The organism is Streptomyces caniferus, from assembly GCF_009811555.1.
Classification (GTDB): domain Bacteria; phylum Actinomycetota; class Actinomycetes; order Streptomycetales; family Streptomycetaceae; genus Streptomyces; species Streptomyces caniferus.
Genome location: NZ_BLIN01000005.1, coordinates 2,019,336 through 2,042,248 on the forward strand (window position 1 = coordinate 2,019,336; position 22,913 = coordinate 2,042,248).

Annotated in this window: 16 protein-coding genes; 4 read left to right on the forward strand and 12 right to left on the reverse strand. The window is 72.6% G+C overall.

The features are described from left to right. Positions 1-91: 91 nt before the first annotated feature. Positions 92-1,747, reverse strand: coding sequence for a CTP synthase (pyrG, locus tag Scani_RS25510; RefSeq protein ID WP_159480171.1), 1,656 nt, complete (start codon positions 1,745-1,747; stop codon positions 92-94). 454 nt (positions 1,748-2,201) lie between these two features. Here pyrG and Scani_RS25515 point away from each other — a divergent pair, with 454 nt between their 5' ends. Next, positions 2,202-4,013: a glycoside hydrolase family 15 protein gene (locus Scani_RS25515; protein WP_159482365.1), complete on the forward strand. Its 1,812-nt coding sequence runs from the start codon at positions 2,202-2,204 to the stop codon at positions 4,011-4,013. 164 nt (positions 4,014-4,177) lie between these two features. Here the strand turns inward: Scani_RS25515 and Scani_RS25520 are convergent, their stop codons facing one another. Continuing rightward, entirely contained in the window at positions 4,178-5,071 is an 894-nt protein-coding gene (locus tag Scani_RS25520; protein WP_159480172.1) for an NADP-dependent oxidoreductase, read from the reverse strand. A gap of 70 nt (positions 5,072-5,141) precedes the next feature. On the opposite strand from Scani_RS25520, the gene Scani_RS25525 reads away from it, so the two are divergent. Next, positions 5,142-5,753, forward strand: a complete 612-nt coding sequence (locus Scani_RS25525) for a TetR/AcrR family transcriptional regulator (RefSeq protein WP_159480173.1) — start codon at positions 5,142-5,144, stop codon at positions 5,751-5,753. A gap of 164 nt (positions 5,754-5,917) precedes the next feature. Here Scani_RS25525 and Scani_RS25530 read toward each other — a convergent pair whose 3' ends face one another. Continuing rightward, a complete protein-coding gene (locus Scani_RS25530) occupies positions 5,918-7,090 on the reverse strand; it encodes a beta-1,3-glucanase family protein (protein WP_159480174.1) in 1,173 nt (390 codons plus the stop codon). Beyond that, a complete protein-coding gene (locus Scani_RS25535; protein ID WP_246296157.1) occupies positions 7,087-8,184 on the reverse strand; it encodes a glycoside hydrolase family 16 protein in 1,098 nt (365 codons plus the stop codon). Before Scani_RS25535 ends, Scani_RS25530 begins: the two co-directional genes overlap by 4 nt. Positions 8,185-8,318: 134 nt before the next feature. Here Scani_RS25535 and Scani_RS25540 point away from each other — a divergent pair, with 134 nt between their 5' ends. Further along, entirely contained in the window at positions 8,319-9,434 is a 1,116-nt protein-coding gene (locus Scani_RS25540) for a LacI family DNA-binding transcriptional regulator (protein ID WP_159480175.1), read from the forward strand. A 156-nt stretch (positions 9,435-9,590) separates the two neighbouring features. Further along, a complete protein-coding gene (locus Scani_RS25545; RefSeq protein ID WP_159480176.1) occupies positions 9,591-11,222 on the forward strand; it encodes a PucR family transcriptional regulator in 1,632 nt (543 codons plus the stop codon). A 281-nt stretch (positions 11,223-11,503) separates the two neighbouring features. On the opposite strand, the gene Scani_RS25550 is transcribed toward Scani_RS25545, so the two are convergent. From Scani_RS25550 to Scani_RS25585, 8 genes are all read right to left on the reverse strand, one after another. Beyond that, entirely contained in the window at positions 11,504-12,667 is a 1,164-nt protein-coding gene (locus tag Scani_RS25550) for a glycosyltransferase family 4 protein (RefSeq protein ID WP_159480177.1), read from the reverse strand. 389 nt (positions 12,668-13,056) lie between these two features. Beyond that, positions 13,057-13,845, reverse strand: coding sequence for a hypothetical protein (locus Scani_RS25555; protein WP_159482367.1), 789 nt, complete (start codon positions 13,843-13,845; stop codon positions 13,057-13,059). 85 nt (positions 13,846-13,930) lie between these two features. Beyond that, entirely contained in the window at positions 13,931-15,124 is a 1,194-nt protein-coding gene (locus tag Scani_RS25560) for an LCP family protein (RefSeq protein WP_159480178.1), read from the reverse strand. 231 nt (positions 15,125-15,355) lie between these two features. After that, positions 15,356-17,452, reverse strand: coding sequence for a bifunctional polysaccharide deacetylase/glycosyltransferase family 2 protein (locus Scani_RS25565; RefSeq protein ID WP_159480179.1), 2,097 nt, complete (start codon positions 17,450-17,452; stop codon positions 15,356-15,358). Between the two features lie 460 nt (positions 17,453-17,912). Beyond that, on the reverse strand, positions 17,913-19,640 hold the full coding sequence (gene recN, locus Scani_RS25570) for a DNA repair protein RecN (protein WP_159482368.1): 1,728 nt from the start codon (positions 19,638-19,640) through the stop codon (positions 17,913-17,915). 438 nt (positions 19,641-20,078) lie between these two features. Beyond that, the gene (locus Scani_RS25575) at positions 20,079-20,852 is read right to left on the reverse strand and encodes a class I SAM-dependent methyltransferase (RefSeq protein WP_159480180.1); all 774 of its coding nucleotides are present in this window, start codon (positions 20,850-20,852) and stop codon (positions 20,079-20,081) included. Between the two features lie 305 nt (positions 20,853-21,157). Then, entirely contained in the window at positions 21,158-22,036 is an 879-nt protein-coding gene (locus Scani_RS25580) for an NAD kinase (RefSeq protein WP_159482369.1), read from the reverse strand. Between the two features lie 59 nt (positions 22,037-22,095). Next, positions 22,096-22,911, reverse strand: coding sequence for a TlyA family RNA methyltransferase (locus tag Scani_RS25585; RefSeq protein ID WP_159480181.1), 816 nt, complete (start codon positions 22,909-22,911; stop codon positions 22,096-22,098). Between the last annotated feature and the right edge of the window lie 2 nt (positions 22,912-22,913).

The following is a 22,913-nucleotide window of genomic DNA, read 5'->3' on the forward strand; positions in this document are numbered from 1 at the left end:
GTCCTCCTGTGTGTTGCCGATGCCAACGCAGAAACCGGGGCACGACCTCGAAGAGGCCGTACCCCGGCAACCGTATCCGCCGTGGTGTCGCTTACTTCGCGGCGCCCGTCTTGCGCGCGACCGCGGCCTTCACCAGCCCGGCGAAGAGCGGGTGCGGGCGGGTCGGGCGGGAGCGCAGCTCCGGGTGGGCCTGGGTGGCCACGAGGTAGGGGTGCACCTCGCGCGGGTACTCGACGTACTCGACGAGCTTGTTGTCCGGGGAGGTCCCGGAGAACTGCAGCCCGGCCTTCTTCTCCAGCTCACCGCGGTAGGCGTTGTTGACCTCGTAGCGGTGGCGGTGGCGCTCCTCGACGTACGGCTGGTCGTCGTAGACCTCGCGGACGATGGAGCCCTCGGCGAGCTTGGCCGGGTACATGCCCAGTCGCATCGTGCCGCCCATATCGCCTTCACCTGCGACGATGTCCATCTGCTCGGCCATCGTGGAGATGACCGGGTCGGCCGCGGCCGGGTCGAACTCGGTGGAGTTCGCGCCCTCGATGCCGGCGAGGTTGCGGGCCGCCTCGATGACCACGCACTGCAGGCCCAGGCACAGGCCGAGCAGCGGGAGCTTGTTCTCCCGGGCGTAGGTGATCGCACCGACCTTGCCGTCGACACCGCGGTCGCCGAAGCCGCCCGGGATGCAGACGGCGTCGCAGTCCGCGAGCTGCTCGGCGGCCCCGGCCGGGGTCTTGCAGTCGTCGGAGGTGACCCACTTCAGCTTCACGCGGGTCTTGTTCGCGAAGCCGCCGGCCCGCAGCGCCTCGGTGACCGAGAGGTAGGCGTCCGGCAGGTCGATGTACTTGCCGACCAGCGCGACCTTGACCTCGTGGTCGGGGTTGTGGACGCGCTCGAGCAGATCGGCCCACTGGGTCCAGTCGACGTCACGGAACGGCAGGTCCAGCTTGCGCACGACGTAGGCGTCCAGGCCCTCGGCGTGCACGACCTTCGGGATGTCGTAGATGGACGGCGCGTCCGGGCAGGCGATGACCGCGGCCTCGTCGACGTCGCACATCAGCGAGATCTTGCGCTTGATCGCGGTGGGGACCTCGCGGTCGGCGCGCAGCACGATCGCGTCCGGCTGGATGCCGATGTTGCGCAGCGCCGCGACCGAGTGCTGGGTCGGCTTGGTCTTCAGCTCACCGGAGGGGCCGATGTAGGGGAGCAGCGAGATGTGCACGACGAAGACGTTGTCCCGGCCGACCTCGTGGCGGACCTGGCGGACCGTCTCCAGGAACGGCAGCGACTCGATGTCGCCGACCGTGCCGCCGACCTCGGTGATGACGACGTCGACGTCCTCGGTCGCCATCCGCCGGATGCGGTGCTTGATCTCGTTGGTGATGTGCGGGATGACCTGCACGGTGTCACCCAGGTACTCGCCGCGCCGCTCCTTGGCGATCACGGTGTTGTAGACCTGGCCGGTGGTGACGTTCGCGGAGCCGTCGAGGTCGACGTCGAGGAACCGCTCGTAGTGGCCGATGTCCAGGTCGGTCTCGGCGCCGTCGTTGGTGACGAAGACCTCACCGTGCTGGAACGGGTTCATCGTTCCCGGGTCGACGTTCAGGTACGGGTCGAGCTTCTGCATCGTGACCCGCAGACCGCGCGCCTTGAGGAGAGCACCCAGGCTGGAGGCGGTGAGCCCCTTGCCGAGAGAGGAGGCGACGCCCCCGGTGACGAAGAGGTGCTTGGTCGTCGTGGATTTGGGCGGCATGGCCAAGAGGGAGCTCCCGTGGTCGCGAGGTGGAGAGGTGCGAAGCGGCGTGGGGCCTGGGATTCAGGGGTGCCGTCGCTGCGGTTCGGGGGTGCCGTGACTACTGCTGGGTCCCACCGGTCCACGGGGTACCAGGCTATCAGCGACCGGGCATGGTCGTGTCCGGCCACACAGGGGAACCTGGCGATGGCGGCCCCGCGTGACGCTGTCACGTGACGGAGGCCACCCATTTGGACCGCATTCACTCGTCGCGAGGGTCGCGCGGATCACCCACGTGCGTCGTATCCTGCTCGGACACTCGCTACGAGCCGTCCGGGAAGGCACCACCCTCCCCCAGCTACCGCTGGGCGGTGCCCCCAGCCCGATTTCCGGTCCCGCTGCTCGGCGACGTTTCATGGGCAGGACGGACAGATCACAACGTCCCATGGGGGGCGTGACTCCAGTTCGACGGGAGATGCACGTGGCCGGGCGCATCGAGGACTACGCACTTATCGGCGATATGCAGACCGCCGCTCTAGTGTGCAGGGACGGCACGGTCGACTGGCTGTGCCTGCCCCGCTTCGACTCCCCGGCGGTCTTTGCAGGGCTGCTGGGCACGGAGGAGCACGGATTCTGGCGGATGGGGCCGGTCAACGGCCCCGGGGGCCGGCCCGCACCGGCCGACCGCCGGCGCTATCGGGGCGATTCGCTCGTACTGGAATCGGAGTGGGACACCCCGCGCGGTACCGTCCGGGTGATCGACTTCATGCCGCCGCGCGACGGCGCGCCCCAGCTGATCCGCATCGTGGAGGGCGTCAGCGGCCGCGTCCCGATGCGTTCACAGCTGCGGATGCGGTTCTCCTACGGCTGGGTCGTGCCCTGGGTGCACAAGATCGACGACCGGACGGTCGCGGTCGCGGGCCCCGATTCGGTGTGGCTGGACACCGCGGCGGAGACGTACGGCAAGGACCTGACGACGTTCTCCGACTTCACGGTCTCGCCGGGTGAGCGGATCGCGTTCACGATCTCCTGGGAGCCCTCCCACAAGCCGCCGCCGGCCGTGGCGGAGCCCGAGGCGTCGCTGGAGGCGACCGAGGAGTTCTGGCGCGAGTGGGTCGAGCACTGCACCTACCACGGCCCCTACCGCGATGCGGTGGTGCGCTCGCTGATCACGCTCAAGGCGCTGACGTACGCGCCGACCGGCGGGATCGTGGCGGCGCCGACGACCTCGCTGCCGGAGTGCATCGGCGGCGTGCGCAACTGGGACTACCGCTTCACCTGGCTGCGGGACGCCGCGATCACCCTGTCCTCCCTGCTGCGCACCGGCTACCGCGAAGAGGCGCGGGCCTGGCGGGAGTGGCTGCTGCGGGCGGTGGCCGGCGATCCGGAGAACCTGCAGATCATGTACGGCATCGCCGGTGAGCGCGAACTGGGCGAGAACGAGCTCAACTGGCTTCCCGGATACGAGAATTCCCGTCCGGTGCGGGTCGGCAACGGCGCCGCCGGACAGCTCCAGCTCGACGTGTACGGCGAGGTCACCGAGGCCCTGCACCTGGCGCACATGACGGGCCTGGCGCGCAACGACTACGCCTCCCTGCTCCAGCTGAAGCTGATCCAGTGGGTGGAGAAGCACTGGGACGAGCCGGACGAGGGCATCTGGGAGGTCCGCGGTCCGCGCCGGCACTTCGTGCACTCCAAGGTCATGACCTGGGTCGCGGTCGACCGCACGGTCAAGCTGATCGAGTCCGGGGACGTCGACGGACCGCTGGAGCGCTGGAAGGACCTGCGCGAGACGATCCACCGGGACGTCTGCGAGAACGGGTACGACAAGGAGCGCAACACCTTCACCCAGTCCTACGGTTCGCAGGAGCTGGACGCCTCGCTGCTGCTGATCCCGCAGATGGGCTTCCTGCCGCCGGACGACAAGCGCGTCATCGGCACGATCGAGGCGATCCAGCGGGAGCTGTCCACCGAGGACGGGTTCGTCCTGCGCTACCCGACGTCCGGTGCGGACGACCTCGGCGTGGACGGTCTGGAGGGCGAGGAGGGCGCCTTCCTGGCGTGCTCGTTCTGGCTCGCCGACGACCTCGCGATGATCGGCCGGGTGGACGAGGCCCGCAAGCTCTTCGAGAAGCTGCTCTCGCTCCGCAACGACCTGGGCCTGCTCGCCGAGGAATGGGACCCGAAGGCCAAGCGCCAGGTGGGGAACTTCCCGCAGGCGTTCAGCCACGTTCCGCTGATCGACACCGCGCTGCGGCTGACGGCCAGCGGGGCCTACGGGGGCTGACGCCCGCGGGGGATCCTGTTTGCCGGTCCGCGGGGCAGCGGCTCGGATTGCGTGCGAGCCGGTGCCCCGGGGTCGACGCGGCTCGACGGCAAAGGACGCAGCCACGTACCGAGGTGAGGAGGGGACCGTCGCGTCCCACCCGCACCGTCCGAGCAGGCAGCGGTTCAGACGACCAGGACCCGGCGCCCTCGTGTGTGTCCGGCCTGGCTGTCGATGTGCGCCGCCGCGGCGTCGGCGAGCGGGTACGACTTCTCGACCGGGATGTGCAGCTTCCCCCGTGAGATGAGGCCGACGGCCTCGGCGAGCGCCTCCGGCACGCTGCCGGCCACGCCGGAGAACCGGACCCCGAGCTCCGGCGCCCCGAGATCGGCGATGGAGATCACCTTCCGCGGATCACCGGTCAGCCCGACGAGCTCGCGGATCACCCCCGAGCCGGCCAGATCGAGCGCTGCGTCGACCCGGCCGAGCTGCCGCACCCGCTCGGTCCAGCCCTCGCCGTACGTCGTGGCGAGGGCGCCCAGGCTGCGCAGATAGTCCTGGTTCGCGGCCCCGGCCGTGCCGATCACCGTGATGCCGCGGTCGCGGGCGATCTGCAGCACCGCCGATCCGACTCCCCCGGACGCACCGCTGACCAGCAGCGTCTGCCCGGGCCGCACACCGACCTCGCGGATGATGCGCAGCGCGGTCTCCACCACGGACGGGTACCCGGCCGCCTCTTCGAAGGTCAGCCCCTCGGGCATCCGGGCCCAGGCCGACAGCACGGCGAACTCGGCGTAGGTGCTCGCCCCTTCGCCGAACACGAGGTCACCGGCCTCGACCCCGTCGACTCCCGCGCCGACCTCGTCCACCACCCCGGCGGCGTCCAGCCCGACCCCGGCGGGCAGCTCGACCGGGTGGGCCCCCAGGACCTGGCCTTCGCGGACCCGCCAGTCGACGGGGTTCACACCCGCCGCCCGCACGGCGATGCGTATCCGACCGGGGCCCGCGTGGGGCTCCTCGGCGTCTATGAGGTGCAGGACGTCCGGACCGCCGAACTCGGCGAAGCTCACTTTTCTCATGCGGCGTACCGTAGCACTAACGGTTAGGTTTTTGAAACAGATACATCTTCACATCTGTTAGCATCACGCCATGACCGTGCCGACCGGACGCCGTGAGCGCAAGAAGGCCGCGACCCGCCAGAAGATCGCCGACACCGCCCTGCGGCTCTTCCTGGCACGCGGATACGACGCGGTGGGCATCCGTGACGTGGCCGCCGAGGCCGACGTGGCCGTCACCACGCTCTTCTCCCACTTCGCCTCGAAAGAGGCCCTGGTGTTCGAGCAGGACGAGAACTTCGAGCAACGCCTCACGCAGGCGGTCACCGGCCGGGAACCGCACGAGCCGCTCGTCCCCGCGCTGCGCCGCGAGATCCACGCCATGGTGCGCCACTGCACGGCGGCCGGCGCCGCCCCGATCCGGCGCATGATCGAGGAGTCACGTGCCCTGCGGGAGTACGAGGATTCGATGCGGCTGCGCCATGCGGAGGCGCTGGCCACGGCCATCGCCGACGACCCGGGCCTGTCCCCGACGACAACGACTTGCCGGGCGATCGCGAGGTTCGTGATCGACGCCTATGCGCTGGCCCGTGAGGCGGCAGATCCGGACGCCGCGGTGGACGAGATCTTCCAGATGATCGAGGCGTCCTGGGAAGTCGCCTGCCCTTTCCCGGCGCCGGCCGGGGACGGGTCGGGGCCGAGGTAGCGCGAGCGGTCGCCAGGGTCGCGGTGGGCCGCGGCCGCGGGCGCGGGCGCCGCGTCGGCCGCCGCGGTCCCGGGCCAGGGGACCGGGCGGTGCGTCGGCTGAAGAGAAGCCAAAAGGTGCCGCCCCGGGAGACCGGGGCGGCACCTTTTGTACGTCGGAAGGGCTCAGAACGGGGTCAGGGTGAGGGTGATCTCCTTCGGAGCGCCGTCCTCGATGTACGAGGCGAAGCCGGCCACGTCGTCGAAGGCGAAGCCGTAGGCCTTGCCGTCCCGCGTCGCGGCGTGCATGGCCTTGGCGTAATGGTGGGTCAGCCGCTGCTGGTAGAAGGCGGCCGGGTCGGTGCCGGGCTGCCGCGGCTGCGAGGTGAGGGTGGAGCGGTTGAGGGCGGCGCCCAGGACGGCGGCGAGCGGGCCGCGGGTGCCGTCGTTGGGGGCCGCGAGGGTGCCGTCGCAGAACAGGACGTCGCGGGTGGACGGCTTGTCGAAGGAGACCGTGCCGGTGGGGCCGGTGAAGGAGAGCTTTCCGCCGGCGACCCGGCCGGTGAAGGTGCCCGCGTCGGTGGTGACGGTCAGGTCCCGGCCCGCGTAGACGGACCAGGCCTCGTCGAGGGCCGGGGCGAAGTAGTCCTCGGCGAACAGTCCGCTGTCCAGGCCGTGGCCGGGGGCGATCACCCGCTTGTCGCCGATGACCAGGCGGTCGAAGCCCTCGGCTGCCTTGACGTCGGAGAAGACCTTGGCCCGGGCGCCGTCCTTGAGCGTGCCGGTGGTCTGCTCCTTGGCACCCGTGAGCTCGATCGCGAGGGGGACGCTGAACATGTCGACCATCGTGGTGTTGCAGTACATCCCGCCGGAGTTGTACGTGAACTCCGCGCAGTCGTGGAGGACGTCGAAATTGGGGTCGGACGGAACCCAGCCCGCCGGGTAGGCGAGCGCGGCCTTGCCGTTGCCGTCCTCGACCGCCTTGAACCTGAGCTTGCCGCCCAGCGCGGTGTAGATCCGGCCGGACATCTGCGGCAGCTGAAGGGTGGTGGTGCCGCTCGCGGCGAGCGGTATCGCGTAGTCGGTGTAGCCGTCCGGGCCGTTGTCGGCGAGCGCGACGGGCCGGAGCGTGCCGTCCGGGGTGACGTGCACCTGCTGGGTGCCGTCGTTGCCGACGATGTAGATCCGGACCGAGGAGTTGGCGTAGGCGCCGGAGTCGTTGACGAGGTGCAGGGGCATTCCGGCGGCGGACCGGGCGGCCGGGGCGGAGGCGCCGAGGGCACGTCCGGACAGGGCGATTCCGGAGGCGGTGGCGGCACCGGCGGCGAGTCCGCCGAGCAGGCTGCGACGAGTGATCACGAGGTGGCTCCTTGCGGGGCGGGGCGCCGGGACGGCCGGGCGGTACGCGCCTGCGCGGGCTGCTGGACGAGGACCGCGACATGGTCGACGAGGAGAGAACCACCGGGCCGGGTGGCGTCAGTGGGGGTGGCCCGGCCTGCGACGCCGTCCGGGAACGCCCCGCCCATGGCGAGGTCGAGCAGCAGGAAGTGGCCGTGGTGGGTGGCCCTGGCCCAGGCGCCGGCGTCCATTTCGGACGCGTCGACCGTGTGGAACTTCCGGCCGTCGACATACCAGTTCAGCGATTCGGCGGCGCTGTCGGTGCGGTCCAGCTCCAGCGCGTAGGTGTGGAAGCCGGCCTGACAGGCGCTGTCCGGGCAGGCGCGGGAAGCGCTCTTGCCCTGGGTCTCGTGGCACGGGCCACCGGGGTTGACGCCGCAGTGCAGCGTGCCCCAGACCTTGTCGAGGCCGTTGGCGTTCTCCATGACGTCGAACTCGCCGACACCCGGCCAGTTCTGGTAGTTGCCGCGGTACTCGGCGCCCAGCGTCCAGAACGCCGGCCAGTAGCCGAGCGCGGCGTCGCCGGAGACCTCGGGCATGCGGATGTCCGCCTCGATGCGGAGCTTGCCGCCGGCCGGGGCGGCGAAGTCGGTGCGCCGCGACTCGATACGGCCCGAGGTCCAGGTGGCGCCGTCCTTCAGGGCCGTGATCCGGAGGTGGCCCGCACCGTCGAGCTGGAGGTTCTCGGGGCGGTCGGTGTAGGTCTGGCGCTCGCCGGTGCCCCACTGGGAGGGGCCGCCGGGGTAGCCGGTACCGGTGTCGGTGATCCAGTCGTCGGCGGAGGGGCGTGATCCGGCGGTGCCGTCGAAGTCCGTACGCCAGACCTCCCGGAGGGCGGCGGGGCCGGCTCCCGGGGCGGGAGCGGCTTTCCGGGCGGGAGCGGCGTGCGGGGCGGGAGCGGACTGCAGGGCGGCGGCCGTCTCGTGGGCGGACGCCGTCGGGACGGTGAGGGCACAGGTGGTGACGAGTGCGGTGCTCGCGGCGAGGAGCAGGGCTCCCGCCCGCTCGTGCCGCCGCTTGTGCATCCGGTTTCCGGGCCGATATCTCATGCTCATGACATTCTTTCCGGCAGTGGGGGGTGGGGAGTTCCATGGGGCCAGTCAGCGTGAGAGCGCTCTCATATCGTGCGCAGTGAACCCTGCCCACTCCACGGAACACCGTCAAGTCACCGTGTGGAAAAAGGAGTTGAATGGTGTCTGAGCCGAACGGTCCGCGTCCGACGCTGGAGGCGGTCGCGGCGCTCGCCGGGGTCTCCCGCGCCACGGTGTCCCGCGTGGTCAACGGCGGTGCGGGCGTACGGGCCGCGGTCCGGGAACGCGTCCGCGAGGCGGTGGCCGAGCTGGGGTACGTACCGAACAGCGCGGCCCGCTCCCTGGTCACCCGCCGCACGGGAGCGGTCGCCGTGGTCATCGCGGAGCCCGAGACCCGGGTCTTCAGCGACCCGTTCTTCGGCCGCCAACTGCGGGGCATCAGCCGCGAACTGGCCGCGGCCGACACCCAGCTCCTCTTGATGTTCGTCGAGCACCGCGCCGACTACGACCGCATCGGCCGCTATCTGTCGGGCGGGCACGTCGACGGCGCGCTGATGTTCTCGCTGCATCGCGACGACCCGCTGCCCGCCATGGCCGAGCGTGCCGGCCTGCCCACCGTCTACGGCGGCCGGCCCGACTGGGCGGGCGCCGACCGCGCGCCGCGGCCGCTGTACGTCGACACCGACAACCGCGACGGCGCCCGCCAGGCCGTACGTCATCTTCTCGGCCGCGGCCGGCGCCGGATCGCCGTGATCACCGGACCGCTCGACCAGACCTCCGCGGTGGACCGCCTCGACGGCTACCGCGAGGCGCTCGGCACACCGGAGCCGGACCCGCGGCTGATCGCCGACGGAGGCTTCACCGCGCAGGGCGGCGAGCGGGCCATGGCCGAGCTCCTCGACGCCGCGCCGGACCTGGACGCCGTCTTCGCCTGCTCCGACCTGATGGCGAACGGCGCGCTGCGCACGCTCCGGGCCCGCGGGCGGCGGGTGCCGCAGGACGTGGCGGTGGTCGGCTACGACGATCTGGAGCCGGCCGCCTGGGCGGACCCACCGCTGACCACGGTGCGGCAGGACGTGGAGGAGATGGGGCGGCTGATGGCCCGGTTGCTGCTGCGGCTGCTGGCCCCGCGGAAGGGCGCCGGGGCCGAGGGAGCGGACAGGGCCGAGGGGGCCGAGGGGGCGCCGGGGGTGGCGCGTGTGCCGGGAGACGGTCCGGCGGAGCTCGCTCCGGTGATCACGGGGGCGCGGCTGGTGGTGCGCGAATCGGCGTGAGGATGTCGGTGGGGGCGGGCCGGGTCGGCCGGCGCGCCCCCGGCCCCGCCCCGGTGCGGTGCGACGCCCTTGGCCGCGCCCCGGTACCGCGCGGACCGGCACCCCGATCCGGACCACACAGCTCCGGATAGCGGACTACGGGTACCGTTCCACGCCATGGGGCAGGAAGCGACGATCGAAGCCGAGATCACGGTACGCAGGGCACTGGAGCTGCCCGCGCTGCGACGCGGCCTGCCGGAGGTGCTGGCCGGCGCGGACCGGCTGGACCGCCCGGTGCGCTGGGTGCACGCGGGCGAGGTCCCGCATATCGCCTCCCTGCTCAAGGGCGGTGAGCTGCTGCTGACCACCGGGCTCGGGCTGGGGGCCCGCCCGTCCGAGCAGCGGGCCTTCATCCGCAAGCTCGCCGACCGCGAGATCGCCGCGCTCGTCGTGGAGCTGGGTTCCCGTTTCGAATCCCTGCCGGCCGCGCTGGTCGACGCCGCCCGGGACTCCGGGCTGCCGCTGATCCAGCTGCACCGCGAGGTCCCGTACGTCACGGTCACCGAGGCGATCCACACCGAGATCATCAACAGCCACTACGCGCTGCTGCGGCGCGCCGACGAGATCCTGCGGCGCTGCACGGACGTGCTGCTGCGCGGCGGCGGCGCTCCCGAGGTGCTCCGGCTGCTCGCCGACTTCACCGGCAACCCGCTCTGCCTGGAGGCCCCCGACGGCAGCCCGCTGTACGCGGCGGGCCCGGAGGCCGACGACGAGGGTCCGGCGGAGGCCGATCCGCTGCTGGCCTGGGAGGGCCTGCGCGACACCGGCGTACGCGTCGATGTCCCCGGCGGAGGCCACGGCCCCGACGCGGTCCGCGCCCGCCTCGTCCTGCTGCCCGTCAACGCCCCGCTGGCGCCGGTCCACCGGATCGCCGCCGAGCGCGCTGCCGACCTGCTCGCCGTCGTCATGCTCCAGTCCCGCCAGGAGGAGGTGCTCGCCGCCCGCGGCCGCGGCGACTTCCTCGCCGACCTCGCGGAGGGCCGGATCTCCGCGTCCGAGGCGCCCGGCCAGGCCCGCCTGCTGGGCTTCCGCCCCGGCACGGAACCCGTCCTCCCGGTGGTGATGAGGCTGCCGGCCGGTCTTCCTTCCCCTGGCAGCTGGGCGCTGCTCGCCCAGGCCCTGCGCGAGGAACTCGCCGCCCCGGGAGTGCCCGTGCTCCTCGGCGTACGCCCCGTGGAGGGCCGGGTCCCGATGCTCGTCGCACTGCGCGCCGGCCAGGACCGCGAGGCACTCGCCGACCGGATCGCCGCAGCGCTGCGCGCCGGAGTCGTCCGCGCGGGCCTGGACCGGCCGGCCGCACACCGCCCGGTGGTCGTGGTCGGTACACCGGGCGACTGGGCGGCGGCGGGCCCCGGCCTGCGGCATGCCGCGGAGACGGCGGCCGCGGCCCAGGGCCTGCCGGAGGCGCCCTGGTACGACGCGCGCCGCCTGGACATCGAGCTGTTGCTGTGGCGGATGCGCGAACACGGCGAACAGGGCGTGCTCACCGACTTCGTGGAACGCGCCATCGGGCCGCTGCTCGCCCACGACCGCGGTGCCCGCCAGCCGCTGCTGCCGACGCTGGAGGCCTATCTGGCCAGCGCGGGCCGCAAGGCCGAAACCGCCCGCGACCTGAATGTGAACCGTCAGACGCTCTACGACCGGCTGGCCCGTATCGCCCAACTGCTGGGAACGGACCTGGACGATCCGCAGACGGTCCTGGGCCTGCGCCTGGCCCTGCGTGCCAGGCGCCATACGGACAAGCCGTAACGGGCGGCGGCCACCGGGGCGGCGTCACCCCGCGATCGTCTCGGCCGCCGTCCCCGTACCGGGCGCGCTCGGCACCCCGCCCGTGGTGCGCTCCGGATGGCGGTGCGCCCGGGGACGCCGCAGCCAGCGCAGCAGCCGGCCCGCGCAGGCACGACCAGCAACAACCGGCCCGCGGCGACCACCGCGTCGACGGCACCGAGCAGCAGCGTCGTGCCGAGCACCGCGTGCCCCGGGAAGAAGCTGCGGCACCACGGCCACGAAGGGCCGGCCGACGGTAGTGGTCAGACCGGCTGAATCGGCTGGGTCAACTCGTCGTAGACGCTGAGGACCTGGGTGACGGTGTCGTTCTCGCTGGGCCAGCCGGCCGCCTGGGCGCGGCCCGCAGCGGCGAGTGCGTCCCGCCGTACGGGGTCGGCGAGCAGTGCGAGAACCGTACGGGCCAGGGCCGCGGCATCGCCGTAACGCACCAGCTCAGCGGCCCGGCCGACCAGTTCGCGGGTGCCGCCGGTGTCGGTGGCGACCAGCGGCACGCCCGCGCGCAGCGCCTCCTGGGCGATCAGCGAGCGGGCCTCCCACCTGCTGGGCAGCACCACCAGATCGGCGGCGGAGAGGAGTTCCGGCACATCGTCGCGACGGCCGAGCAGTTGGACGGGCAGCTGCTCGACGTCGATCCGCCGCTGAAGCGCGGCCCGCTGCTCGCCCTCCCCCGCGATGGCGACCAGCGGCTGCGGGTCGAGCGCGCACCAGGCGTGCGCCGCGTCCAGCAGCAGGTCATGCCCCTGGCTCGGGTCCAGACGGCCGACCGCGAGCAGCAACGGGCGGTCCATCGCGCCCAGTTCGGCCCGCTCCTTGTGGCGCATCCGGTCCTGGCTCTCGGGCTCGGCCGGTGCGCCGCCCGACCGGGGGCACGGAATCGCGACCGGCGCGAGGCGGGCATCGCGCGCGCCCCGCTCGCGCGCTCGGTCGACAAGGTCGGAGCAGGCTCCCAGGACGACGGCGGCCGCCCGCGCCACCCGCCGCTCCATCAGATGCACCACCCCGGCCCGTGCGCCCTCGATGTGCGCCTTGGTGTGCCAGGTGATGACCAGGGGAACCCGTCGCCCGCCCCGGGGGCCGCGCAGTCCGCGCAGCGCCATCGAGGCACGCAGACCGGCCCGCAGGCCGTGCGCATGGACGAGGTCGGCATCCCAGCAGGCGCTGCGCAGCGAGGCCACGCTCGCCGGATCCGCCCGCGGCGGGACGTACACGAACCGCGCGCCCGCGCCGGTGAAGTCGTAGGCCTCCTCGGTCTCCGAGGTGGCACAGACGGTCACCCGCACCCCGCGCGCCACGAGCCCTTCGGCCAGCGAGCGGACGTGCGCGGCGCTGCCGGCGCTGCCGTGCCCCAGCACCTGGACCGTGCGCAGCGGCGACAACCCGTGCGCCGAGGTCGGGGTGCTGATCACGTGGTCGGGCTCCTGGGTCGGGGCGGACGGTCCGTACCGGCGAGTCGGTCCGTTTGCTGCAGGGTTCCGCGGCGCGCGCAGGCGGCCTCCCGACTGCCCGGCGAACGGGCAGAACGGGGCGAGCACGCCCGCGGCTGCGCACCGCGCCCAGGATGCCAGCCCGGCGACGTCAATTCCGCACGGTCGGCCCGCCGTTCCGGTGGGAAGTCTCACCCCAGCGCCCACCAGATCACCCACATGGGCGACAAACCGCCCGCGCGGGCTAACGGCTCGTTCGAGTGAGTCCGCTTCCTGGAGTGCGCCTGCGCGGCGGTGGGGGGCGCGCGCGCCGTCAGTCGGGGCGTGCGGCTGTTGCTCTGACCGCCGCCCCGGCCCCGGCTCCGGCAGCCTCAGATCGCCGCTGCCGCCGCCCGGCTGACGCGGTCCCCCGCGGCCGCGACGGCGATCAGCCCCGCGGCGTGGGCGGCCAGGCCGCGCCGGCCGTTGCCCGTGACGATGGCAACGCCGAGCGCCGCGCCGAGGGCGTGCGCCCCGGCGTCCCCGAGCATCGTGCGCTCCCCCAGGTCGTCGCCGATGACGGCCGCCGCGGCCCCCATGGGTGCTGCGGACAGCGGACCCGCCGGACCGCGGCGCAGCAGACCGGGCGCACCGATGGCCAGTACGGCGCCGGCCGCCCGGCCCGGCCGGACGTCCAGGAGGTTCACCAGATGGGCCGTGCCCGCGATCACCACTCCCGCCAGGAGCTTGTCGGCCGGACGTTCCTCGAGGAGGGCCCCCGCCGCCAGCCCTGCGGCACCGATCCCGAAGAGCTTCACGGCTCCGCTGGTGACCTCTTTGTTCCGGAGTGCCGAGAGGTGGGCCCGGAATCCCCGGCGGGGGTCACCGGCGCCGCACACGTCGTCGTACGCCCCGCAGCCCCCGGCGGCCAGTACCGCCAGCGCCGCGGCGGTCCGGGCCCGGGCGGGCAGCCCCGGTGCGGTGGCGGCGGCGAGCGCGGTGCCGGCGGTCGTGGCGAGCCCTGCGTGCAGGTGGACGCTCCGGCCGGCGTGGTTCTTCCGCTCCCACCGGACGGTGCCACCCGGCGGCCGCTTCCGGAGCGCCGCGTACCCGGCCCTGGTCGCCCCTGCCGCCCCTATGAGCACCGAGATCCGCCCCAGCACCCTGTTGCCCGCCACCATGCCGCTCCCCTCGCCCGGCACCCTGCCGCGCTCCCCCGTCACCCTAGGCTCCCCACCCGTCACCCAGGCTTCCGGGACGGTCGGCTCAGCCCTTCGCCCCGGGCGCCGGTACCGGCTGATCGTTGCGCAGTTCGGCGAAGAGCTTCTTCGCCCGTGGCATGTCCCACTTCAGAGCGCTGCCCTTGGGGGTCTTGAAGCCGAGGCCGGAGACAGGGACATGGAGGCGGGTGCCCTTGCCCGCCGAGACGCTCTTCATCGCTTCGAAGAGCGAGGTGAGGTTCCACAGGCTCATGCTCTTGTCGACGATGAGCGTGCCGAGGCCCGCGTTCATGGTGGGGAAGATCTTGGAAGGGTTGAGCAGGGTGCCGGGTGTGGCCGCTTTATGGGAGAGCGCGGCCAGGAACTTCTGCTGGTTCCGGCTGCGGCCGAGGTCGCCCTGGGCCTCTTGGTGGCGCTGGCGGACGAACGCGAGCGCGGCGCGGCCGTCGAGCGTATGGCAGCCCTTGGAGAGGTTCTCGCCGGATTTCTCGTCCCTGACGGCCTTGTCCAGACACATCGGCACTCCGCCGACCGCGTCCACGATGCCGACGAAGCCCGCGAAGCCGATCTCCGTGTAGTGCCCGATGCGCAGGCCCGTGTTGTGCTCCACGGTCCGGACGAGCAGCTCGGGGCCGCCGCGCGAGAACGCCGCGTTGAGCTTGTTCTTCGACGCGGCGTGACGCTTGCCGGTTTCGGGGCGGAGGTACGGCGGGATGGTCACCCAGGAGTCGCGCGGCAGGCTCACCATCGTGGTGCCGTGGGCGCCGGTGTGCAGCAGGATCATCGAGTCGGTGCGGCGTCCCGCGTCGGCCGAGCCGCCGGTGTGCAGATCCTTCAGCTGCCTTCCGGAGAGACCCTGGCGGCTGTCGGAGCCCACGATCAGATAGTTGACGCCCTTGCCCGGTGACGGCCGGCCGGCGAGCTCGCCGAGGTCGACGTCGCGCTCGAGCGCGGTGTCGGCCCACGTGTAGGTGCCTATGGAGGTGAGCACGGTCACGACGATCAGGAGGCCGGTGAGGCGCAGGATCCGGCGGCGCCAGGTGGGCCGGGTGGCCGCGGGCCGGGTGCTCCTGCGCACGGGCCCACCGCGTCCGCCGTAGCGGCCGGGCAGCGGTCCGCCGGTCACCGGCCGCGGCGGATACGGGTCGCGCTGCCCCTCATGCCCCGTGACGGCACGCACCGGCTCCCCTGCACCACCGTAGCGGTGGGCGTCAGGGGCCCCGTCCAGCCAGTCACTCATGGGCGGACAGTCTGCATGCTCACGAGCTCCTCACCAAATAGTCCGGATTTCTGCACCCATGGGAACGGCACACAGGGGACGGAAAGCGGGTTTTGTGCGCTTTGGGGGATTTGTAGGGCGTGAGGTCTTCGTGCGGGAGCCGGGTGCGAAGGAGGTGGCTGGGCGGGCGGCGCCCGGCCACGCGGAGGCGGTGCGGGCACCCTGTGCCGGGCCCGCCCCCGGTCGGCCCGCTCACCTCGACGACAGGCTTCGGTACGCCACCGGCTGGCCGATCTGCTGCGCGGCGGTCCCCGAGCGGTGCATACGGTGCCACTTCAGGCGGGTGCCGAGCAGGAAGGCCACCACGGACTGGATGACCACCAGATACATCAGCTGCCGGTAGACGAAGAGCTGGAACGGCATCGCCCACAGCGCCCGCAGCTTCTCCCCGTCCAGTCGCAGCGCGTATCCGGCGCAGATCAGTTGCACGAGCAGGAAGCCGCACCAGACCCCGGCCGACTGCCAGGGGCCGAGGAAGAGCAGCCCGTACAGCGCGAAGATGTCGACGATCGGCGCGAACAGCGGCAGGGCGACCTGGAAGAGGACGAGGTAGCTCAGCCCGCGGCGGCCGGAGCGCCCGGCCGGACCCCGTTGCACGACGGCGCGGCGGTGCTTCCACATGGCCTGGAGCGTGCCGTAGCACCAGCGGTAGCGCTGCCGCCACAGCTGGCTCAGCGAGGTGGGCACCTCGGTCCAGGCGATCGCGGACTCCTCGTAGACCACCTGCCAGCCGGCCTGCCACAGGGCCATGGTGAGGTCGGTGTCCTCGGCGAGGGTGTCCTCGCTGACGCCGCCGACGCCCCTCAGCGCGTCCCGGCGGAACGCCCCGATCGCGCCGGGTACCGTCGGCATGCACTCCAGCACCTCGAACATCCGCCGGTCGAGGTTGAACCCGAAGACGTACTCCAGGTGCTGCCATCTGCCCAGCAGGCGGCGGCGGTTGCCGACCTTGGTGTTGCCGCTGACCGCACCCACGGCCGGGTGGGCGAGCGGCTGGATCAGCCGGTAGACGGCATCCGGCTCGAAGACCGTGTCGGCGTCCACCATGACCACGATCTCGTACCGAGCATGGGCCAGACCGGTATTGAGCGCGGCCGCCTTGCCCGCGTTGACCTGCCGGATCACCCTCACCCGCGGATCGCCGATCCGGGCGGCGATCTCCGCCGTACCGTCCGTCGACCCGTCGTCGATCACGATGACCTGCAGCCGCCGGTAGGTGGAGGCGAGCAGCGAAAGGACGGTGGACTCGATGCCCGCCTCTTCGTTGTACGCGGGGACGAGGACCGTCACCGGGTCGGTGACCTCTCGCAGCCAGGTCGCCCCGGGACGGATACGGGTCAGCCGCCGGACGTGAGTACGGGCGAAGAACACCAGCATCGCCAACCGCAGCAGCCCCAGTCCGCCCGCAACGGCGAGTACCCAGGCCATCCCGCCGATGAAGGCGTGCCCCAAGGCCTTGGCCCAGATCAGGGCCGTACCGGACCAGCGCTCGATGCCCGGTACCGGCTCCTCGGGCGCGGGCTGCCGGACTCCCGCCGTCACCGTGGTGAACTTGGCGACCTTCGGGTTGTCGAGCAGCTCCTTGGTGCCCAGGTACGCGAGGGCGTTCTGGCTGAACTGACGGATCACACCCTGCGAAGGGTTGCGGAACCACCGGTCGGCGGCGACCAGAGTGTACCCCTGTGCACCGGCCTTCTCTGCGGCCTTCCATTCGGCGCCGCACATGGTGTCCACCGCGGTGGTCTGCGGCAGTCGCAGCAGCTTGGTGTGGATGCCCGCGCTGCCCGCCAGCACCTTCTGGGTGAGCGACAGCTCCATCGAGGCGCGCAGCGGCGAGGAGGCACCCATGGCGGCGCCGGTGTAGGTGTTCGAGCCGATCTGATGGCCCTCGTCCCGGATCCGCCGCACCAGGTCCGGGTGCTGAGCCGCCTGGGCACCGCGGAGGAAGAACGTGGCGTGGGCGTGGTGCGCGCGCAGCAGGTCGAGCAGCCGGGGTGTCCATACGGGGTCGGGTCCGCCGTCGTAGGTGAGCGCCACGGTACGGGCCGGCATCGCGGAGGAGGCCGCCTTGCCGTCGTGGAACCGGAGCACCGGACCGCCCTTGTCGACGGACCCGGGCACCGGGGCGGCGCAGTCCTTGCGCGTCGTCGCGGCATCGACCTCATGGGTGGTCCAGCCCTCGAAGAGCAGGGCGCCGAACATCACCGGGAGGACCAGGATCAGCAGCAACCAGTGACCGCGCGGGTCACGCGACTTCCGGTGGCGGGCTCGGTTCGCGCGGCGTCTCACACGGCCCCCGGGACCCCGGAGACCGACGCCGAGGCGGTGCCGCTACGGAGCGCGGAGGCCCGGTACGAGGCATGCATGACGGTATGGGGCAGGACCCGCGAGACCCCCGTGCGCCCGACGAAAGCATCGGCGCCTGGTCGGCCATCGCGCATTTTGTGCCGCTTTACATACCGTCTGGGCTCGCACATGGTGGGCGAGTGTACTCATGACCGATTTGAGGCACATAGCGAAGATCGTGATCACCCGGCCCGCCGCAGGGGTGCCGCACCAGGGCAAACGGCACGGCAAAGAGAGCGGGCGGGCGGCGCGGCCACGAGCGCGCCGTGAGCAAGGCCACTCCCTGGGCCGGCGCACCGGCCGCCCCCCGGGCCCAGGCGAGCGGGGCCCGGTCCGCGCCCCGTGACCGCCGATCAACGGCACCCCCGGAGCGATGCCGGATGCCGGATGCCGGACAGTACGCCTAGCTCCCCGTACGTGCCGTTTCGAGCAGTTCCTCGGCGTGTGCGCGGGCCGTTTCGGAGTCCTCCTGGCCGGCCAGCATCCGGGAGAGTTCGCGGACCCGCTCCTCGCCCTCCAGGACCGTGACACCGCTCCTGGTGACCGACCCGTCGTTCGTCTTGGCCACGAGCAGCTGGCGGTCCGCGAAGGCCGCGACCTGCGGGAGGTGCGTGACGACGACGACCTGCGCCGACTTCGCGAGCCTGGCCAGCCGCCTGCCGACCTCGACGGCCGCCTTGCCGCCGACCCCCGCGTCGACCTCGTCGAAGAGGTAGGTCGGTACGGGGTCGGTGCCGGCGAAGACCACCTCGACGGCGAGCATCACCCGGGAGAGCTCACCACCGGACGCCCCCTTGGCGATCGGCCGGGGCGGCGCGCCCGGGTGCGGGGCCAGCAGGAGTTCGACCTCGTCGGCGCCGGCCGGGCCGTAGGCCACGGTGCGGCCGCCGACCTCGATGCCGTCGGCGTCCTCGGCGACCTCGGTCTGGCGGATGTCGACCGTGACGCGGGCGTGCGGCATGGCGAGTTCGGCGAGTTCGGCGGTGACCGCGTCGGCGAAACGCTTCGCCGAGGCCGTACGGGCATCGGTCAACGTTTGCGCCAGTTCGCCCAGTTCGGCGCGCAGCGCATCCCGCTCGGCCGCCAGCTCGCCGATCCGGTCGTCGTCGCCGTCCAGTTCGGAGAGCCGGGCGGCACTCTCCTCGGACCAGGCCAGCACCGCGGCGATGTCCTGGCCGTACTTGCGGGTCAGGTGGTTGAGGGCGGCACGGCGCTCCTCGACCGCGGCGAGCCGCAGCGGGTCGGCGTCCAGACCGTCCGCGTAACTGGCCAGCTCGCCCGCCACGTCCGACATCAGGATGCCGATCTCGCCGAGCCGCTCGGCGAGCGCGGAAAGCTCCTGGTCGTGGCTGCGTACGGCCTCCAGCGCACGGTGCGCCCCGGCGACCAGGGTCGTGGCGTCGATGCCCTCGGGGTCCTCGGGATTGCCGGCCAGCGCGGCGTGCGCGGCGGTCGCCGCGGAGGCCAGGGCCTCGGCGTGGCCCAGCCGCTCGGCCTCGGCGGCGAGATCGGCGTCCTCGCCGGGCTGCGGCTCGGCCTCCGCGATCTCGTCGAGGCCGAAACGCAGCAGATCGGCCTCCTGCGAACGCTCGCGGGCCTGCGTCGTCAGCTCGTCCAGCTCGGTGGCGACGGCGCGCAGCCGGCGGTGGGCGGCGGTGTACTTGGCGAGCGGAACGGCGACCGTGTCCCCGGCGTAGCGGTCCAGTGCCTGACGCTGGCGGGCCGGCCGCAACAGACCCTGCTGGTCGGTCTGGCCGTGCACCGCGACCAGATCGTCGGCCAGCTCCGTCAGCAGGCCGACCGGTACGGAGCGGCCGCCCACATGGGCGCGCGAACGGCCCTCCGCGGAGAGCGTGCGGCTGATCAGCAGCGCGCCGTCGTCCAGCTCGGCGCCGGCCTCCTCGGCCCGTACGGCAGCGGGCGCCTGGGGGCCGACGCTGATCCTGCCCTCCACGACCGCCGACTTGGCGCCGATCCGCACCAGGGCGGGGTCGGCGCGCCCGCCGAGCAGCAGGCCGAGGCTGGTGACGACCATGGTCTTGCCCGCGCCCGTCTCGCCGGTCACCGCCGTGAAGCCCGGGGACAGCTCGACAACGGCGTCGTCAATGACACCCAAGGACCGGATCCGCATCTCCTCCAACACGGATACGACCTTACGAGGTCCGGGGGCCGCCCCGCGACGGCCTCCCCTCACTCCTGCCGCCGCCCCTGCGGAAACCCCACCGGAAAACGGAGGAATTCGCCATGAGGTGTGATCACGCTCCGGCGTCGGCCCGGTCACGGTCCGGCACGAACGGGGCGCTCACACCGAGGGGAGCGACGCGGGCGGCGCGGCGTGGCAGCGCGTCGCGCATGCACCGTGCGGGACACCGTCGCGTCGGGAGGACGCCTGCCGCTCTCCCCTCTTCTCGGCCCCCTTCTCGATCCGTATGCCGATATGCAGATTCGCCCTGAAGGGGGAACGGCAGGCTCCCGGCAGGAGGCGCCGGCGCCCTCGGCCGTCGCGACGGCGAGAGCGGGCCGGCCCCCGGCATCGCCCCAGGGGCGGATGCCGGGCGTCAGGCGTCGGCTAGCCCCGGCCCTCGCGCCGCAACAGCGCCGTCCACAGGAAGGATTCGCCGAAGTACGGGGACGTCGGCGCCTCGTCGCGCATGCGGCGCAGTTCCACCTCCGACAGATCGGAGAAGATCCAGCGCAGGGACTCCGCGGTGTAGGCGAGGCCGCCGTGGAGACCGGACTGGCGGTAGAAGTCGGTATCGGCGAGTTCGGAGCCCATCGCGCCCGCCGCGAAGCAGGTGAGGGCGAGATGGCCGCCGGGCGCCAGGGCCCGGTCGAGGAGGGCGAGGTAGCTGATGCGGCGGTGCGGCGGCAGGTGGTGGAAGCAGCCGGAGTCGTAGATCAGGTCGTAGGGGCCGTCGAGTGCGGTGTCCGCGAGGGTGAACGCGTCGCCGCAGAGGAATCTGATGTCGGCCCCCGCATCGCGAGCGCGGTCCTGTGCCCAGGCGAGGGCTGCCGGGGAGAGGTCGACGGCGTCCACCGTGAAGCCCGCGGAGGCGAGGTGGAGCGCGTTGCGGCCCGGGCCGCAGCCGAGGTCGAGGGCGCGCCCCGGAGCGATCAGGCCGCGTTCGAGGTACGAGACCAGGTTCTCGTCGGGCTTCGCCACGAAGAACGGCACCGGCCCGGAGCGGTCCGCGTAGAAGTCGTCCCACCAGGAGGCGCCCTCGGCCGTCCAGCGGTCGGCCTCCGGCGCGAACAGGCCGTCCAGGAGCCGGAGTACGTCCTCCATGGTGCGGATGTTCCGCACCGTCCGCTCCCCTTGCCCCTCTTCTTGCCCCGTTTCCATGCTCTCCCCCTTCTCCGTCCCCTCCGCCTTCCCCGTCCGTCGATCGTAGGGCGGAGGGCGCTGCGGGCCGGATCGGGAGGTGTGGCCGGAGGCGGTGACGGGCCGTGTGAGCGGCTGGGACGGGGAGGGGAAGGGTGCCACTTACGGGCGGGGGTGAAGTACCGCCCCCGGCACCGGCGGGCAGCGGCACGGGGGTGGTCTCCGCCGCGCCGGTCCATGTTTCCCGGCGCTGCGCCGGACAGCTCCGGGAAGCCCGGCCCGCGGGCTCGCCCAGGGCTGTCCGGCCCGTTGTCCGCCGGACCGTGCTACTGCGGAGCTCCCCGCCACCCGGCCACCGGGAGGGCGAACTTGGCGACCAGACGGTCCGTGAAGGAGGCATGGTGCAGGCGGGCCAGGCGTACGGGGACGGCGCCGCGGCGGACCTCGACGCGGGCGCCCGCCGGGAGTTCGATGCTGCGACGGCCGTCGCACCACAGGACGCCGTGCGGAGTCTTGGGCTGCACCTCGACCGCCAGGACGGAACGCGGCGAGGTGACCAGCGGCTTGGCGAACAGGGCATGCGCGCTGATCGGGACCATCAGCAGGGCCTCGACCTCGGGCCAGACCACGGGGCCGCCGGCCGAGAAAGCGTACGCGGTGGAGCCGGTCGGCGTCGCGCAGACCACTCCGTCGCCGCCGAAGCGCGAGACGGGCCGGCCGTCGACCTCGGTGACGACCTCCAGCATCCGCTCCCGGGCGGCCTTCTCCACCGAGGCCTCGTTCAGGGCCCAATCGGTGTAGACGACACTGCCGTTGTTGCGCACGAGGACATCGAGCGTCATCCGCTCCTCGACCTCGTACGCGCGGGTCACGACCCGGTCGACGACCTTGTCGAGGTCGTCGCGTTCGGCCTCCGCGAGGAAGCCGACCCGGCCGAGGTTGACGCCGAGCATCGGGACACCGGAGGTCCTGGCGAAGTCCGCGCCGCGCAGCAGCGTGCCGTCCCCGCCCAGGACCACCAGCAGTTCGCAGCCCTCGGCCGCGCACGGCTCCGTCTTGACGCGTTCGACGGACGGCGGCAGCGGCAGGTCCGCGGCCTCCTCCGCCAGTACCCGCACGCCGATGCCGCAGCGCAGCAGCCCCTGGACCACGAGCTCGGCGCTGCGGATGGCCGCGGGCCGGCCGGTGTGGGCGAGCAGGAACACCGTTCGCGCGGCTCCGGTGTTCCCGTGTGCTGCGCTGTCTTCAACTGCATGGGTAGTGGTCAACGAGGCCCCTCCGCCACTGCACGGTCGACGTCCGCCGGGTCGAGTGCAGGCGCCCCGGCGCGCAGCCACAGAAAGTACTCGACATTTCCCGAAGGGCCGGGCAGGGGGCTCGCAGTTACGCCAAGTACGCCAAATTCCAGCTCGGCCGCCCGCCGCGCGACGGCACGCACCGCCTCGGCCCGCAGCTCCGCGCTGCGCACCACCCCGCCGCTGCCCAGCCGCTCCTTGCCGACCTCGAACTGCGGCTTGACCATCAGCACCAGGTCCGCGTCGGGCGCCGCACACCTCGCCAGCGCGGGCAGGACGAGCCTCAGCGGAATGAACGAGAGGTCGCCGACGACGAGGTCGACGGGCTGCGAGTCGATCTGTTCGAGGGTCAGCTCGCGCACGTTGGTGCGGTCCTTGACGGTGACCCGCTCGTCGCTCTGCAGCGACCAGGCGAGCTGTCCGTATCCGACGTCGACGGCGACGACATGACCGGCGCCGGACCGCAGCAGGACATCGGTGAAGCCGCCGGTCGAGGCGCCCGCGTCCAGCGCCCGCCGGCCTTCGATCTTCAGGCCGAGCGGGACGAAGGCGGCGAGGGCTCCGGCGAGCTTGTGCCCGCCGCGCGAGACGTAGTCGGGGTCGCTCTCGTCCTCGCGTACGACCACGGCCGCGCTGGTCTCCACCTGGGTGGCCGGCTTGGTCGCGGTCGCACCGCCGACGGTCACCCGGCCCGCGGCGATCAGCTGGCTCGCGTGCTCGCGGGAACGGGCCAGCTTGCGGCGCACCAGCTCCGCGTCGAGTCGGCGTCGTGCCACTCCTGCCACCT

What these genes read in the sequence shown, in the direction of transcription:
- Scani_RS25555 (WP_159482367.1), bottom strand. Translation starts at nt 13,845, where the DNA reads ATGGTGGCGGGCAACAGGGTGCTGGGGCGGATCTCGGTGCTCATAGGG.
- pyrG (WP_159480171.1), bottom strand. Translation starts at nt 1,747, where the DNA reads ATGCCGCCCAAATCCACGACGACCAAGCACCTCTTCGTCACCGGGGGC.
- Scani_RS25525 (WP_159480173.1), top strand. Translation starts at nt 5,142, where the DNA reads ATGACCGTGCCGACCGGACGCCGTGAGCGCAAGAAGGCCGCGACCCGC.
- Scani_RS25515 (WP_159482365.1), top strand. Translation starts at nt 2,202, where the DNA reads ATGCACGTGGCCGGGCGCATCGAGGACTACGCACTTATCGGCGATATG.
- recN (WP_159482368.1), bottom strand. Translation starts at nt 19,640, where the DNA reads ATGCGGATCCGGTCCTTGGGTGTCATTGACGACGCCGTTGTCGAGCTG.
- Scani_RS25535 (WP_246296157.1), bottom strand. Translation starts at nt 8,184, where the DNA reads ATGAGCATGAGATATCGGCCCGGAAACCGGATGCACAAGCGGCGGCAC.
- Scani_RS25540 (WP_159480175.1), top strand. Translation starts at nt 8,319, where the DNA reads ATGGTGTCTGAGCCGAACGGTCCGCGTCCGACGCTGGAGGCGGTCGCG.
- Scani_RS25545 (WP_159480176.1), top strand. Translation starts at nt 9,591, where the DNA reads ATGGGGCAGGAAGCGACGATCGAAGCCGAGATCACGGTACGCAGGGCA.
- Scani_RS25520 (WP_159480172.1), bottom strand. Translation starts at nt 5,071, where the DNA reads ATGAGAAAAGTGAGCTTCGCCGAGTTCGGCGGTCCGGACGTCCTGCAC.
- Scani_RS25560 (WP_159480178.1), bottom strand. Translation starts at nt 15,124, where the DNA reads ATGAGTGACTGGCTGGACGGGGCCCCTGACGCCCACCGCTACGGTGGT.
- Scani_RS25575 (WP_159480180.1), bottom strand. Translation starts at nt 20,852, where the DNA reads ATGGAAACGGGGCAAGAAGAGGGGCAAGGGGAGCGGACGGTGCGGAAC.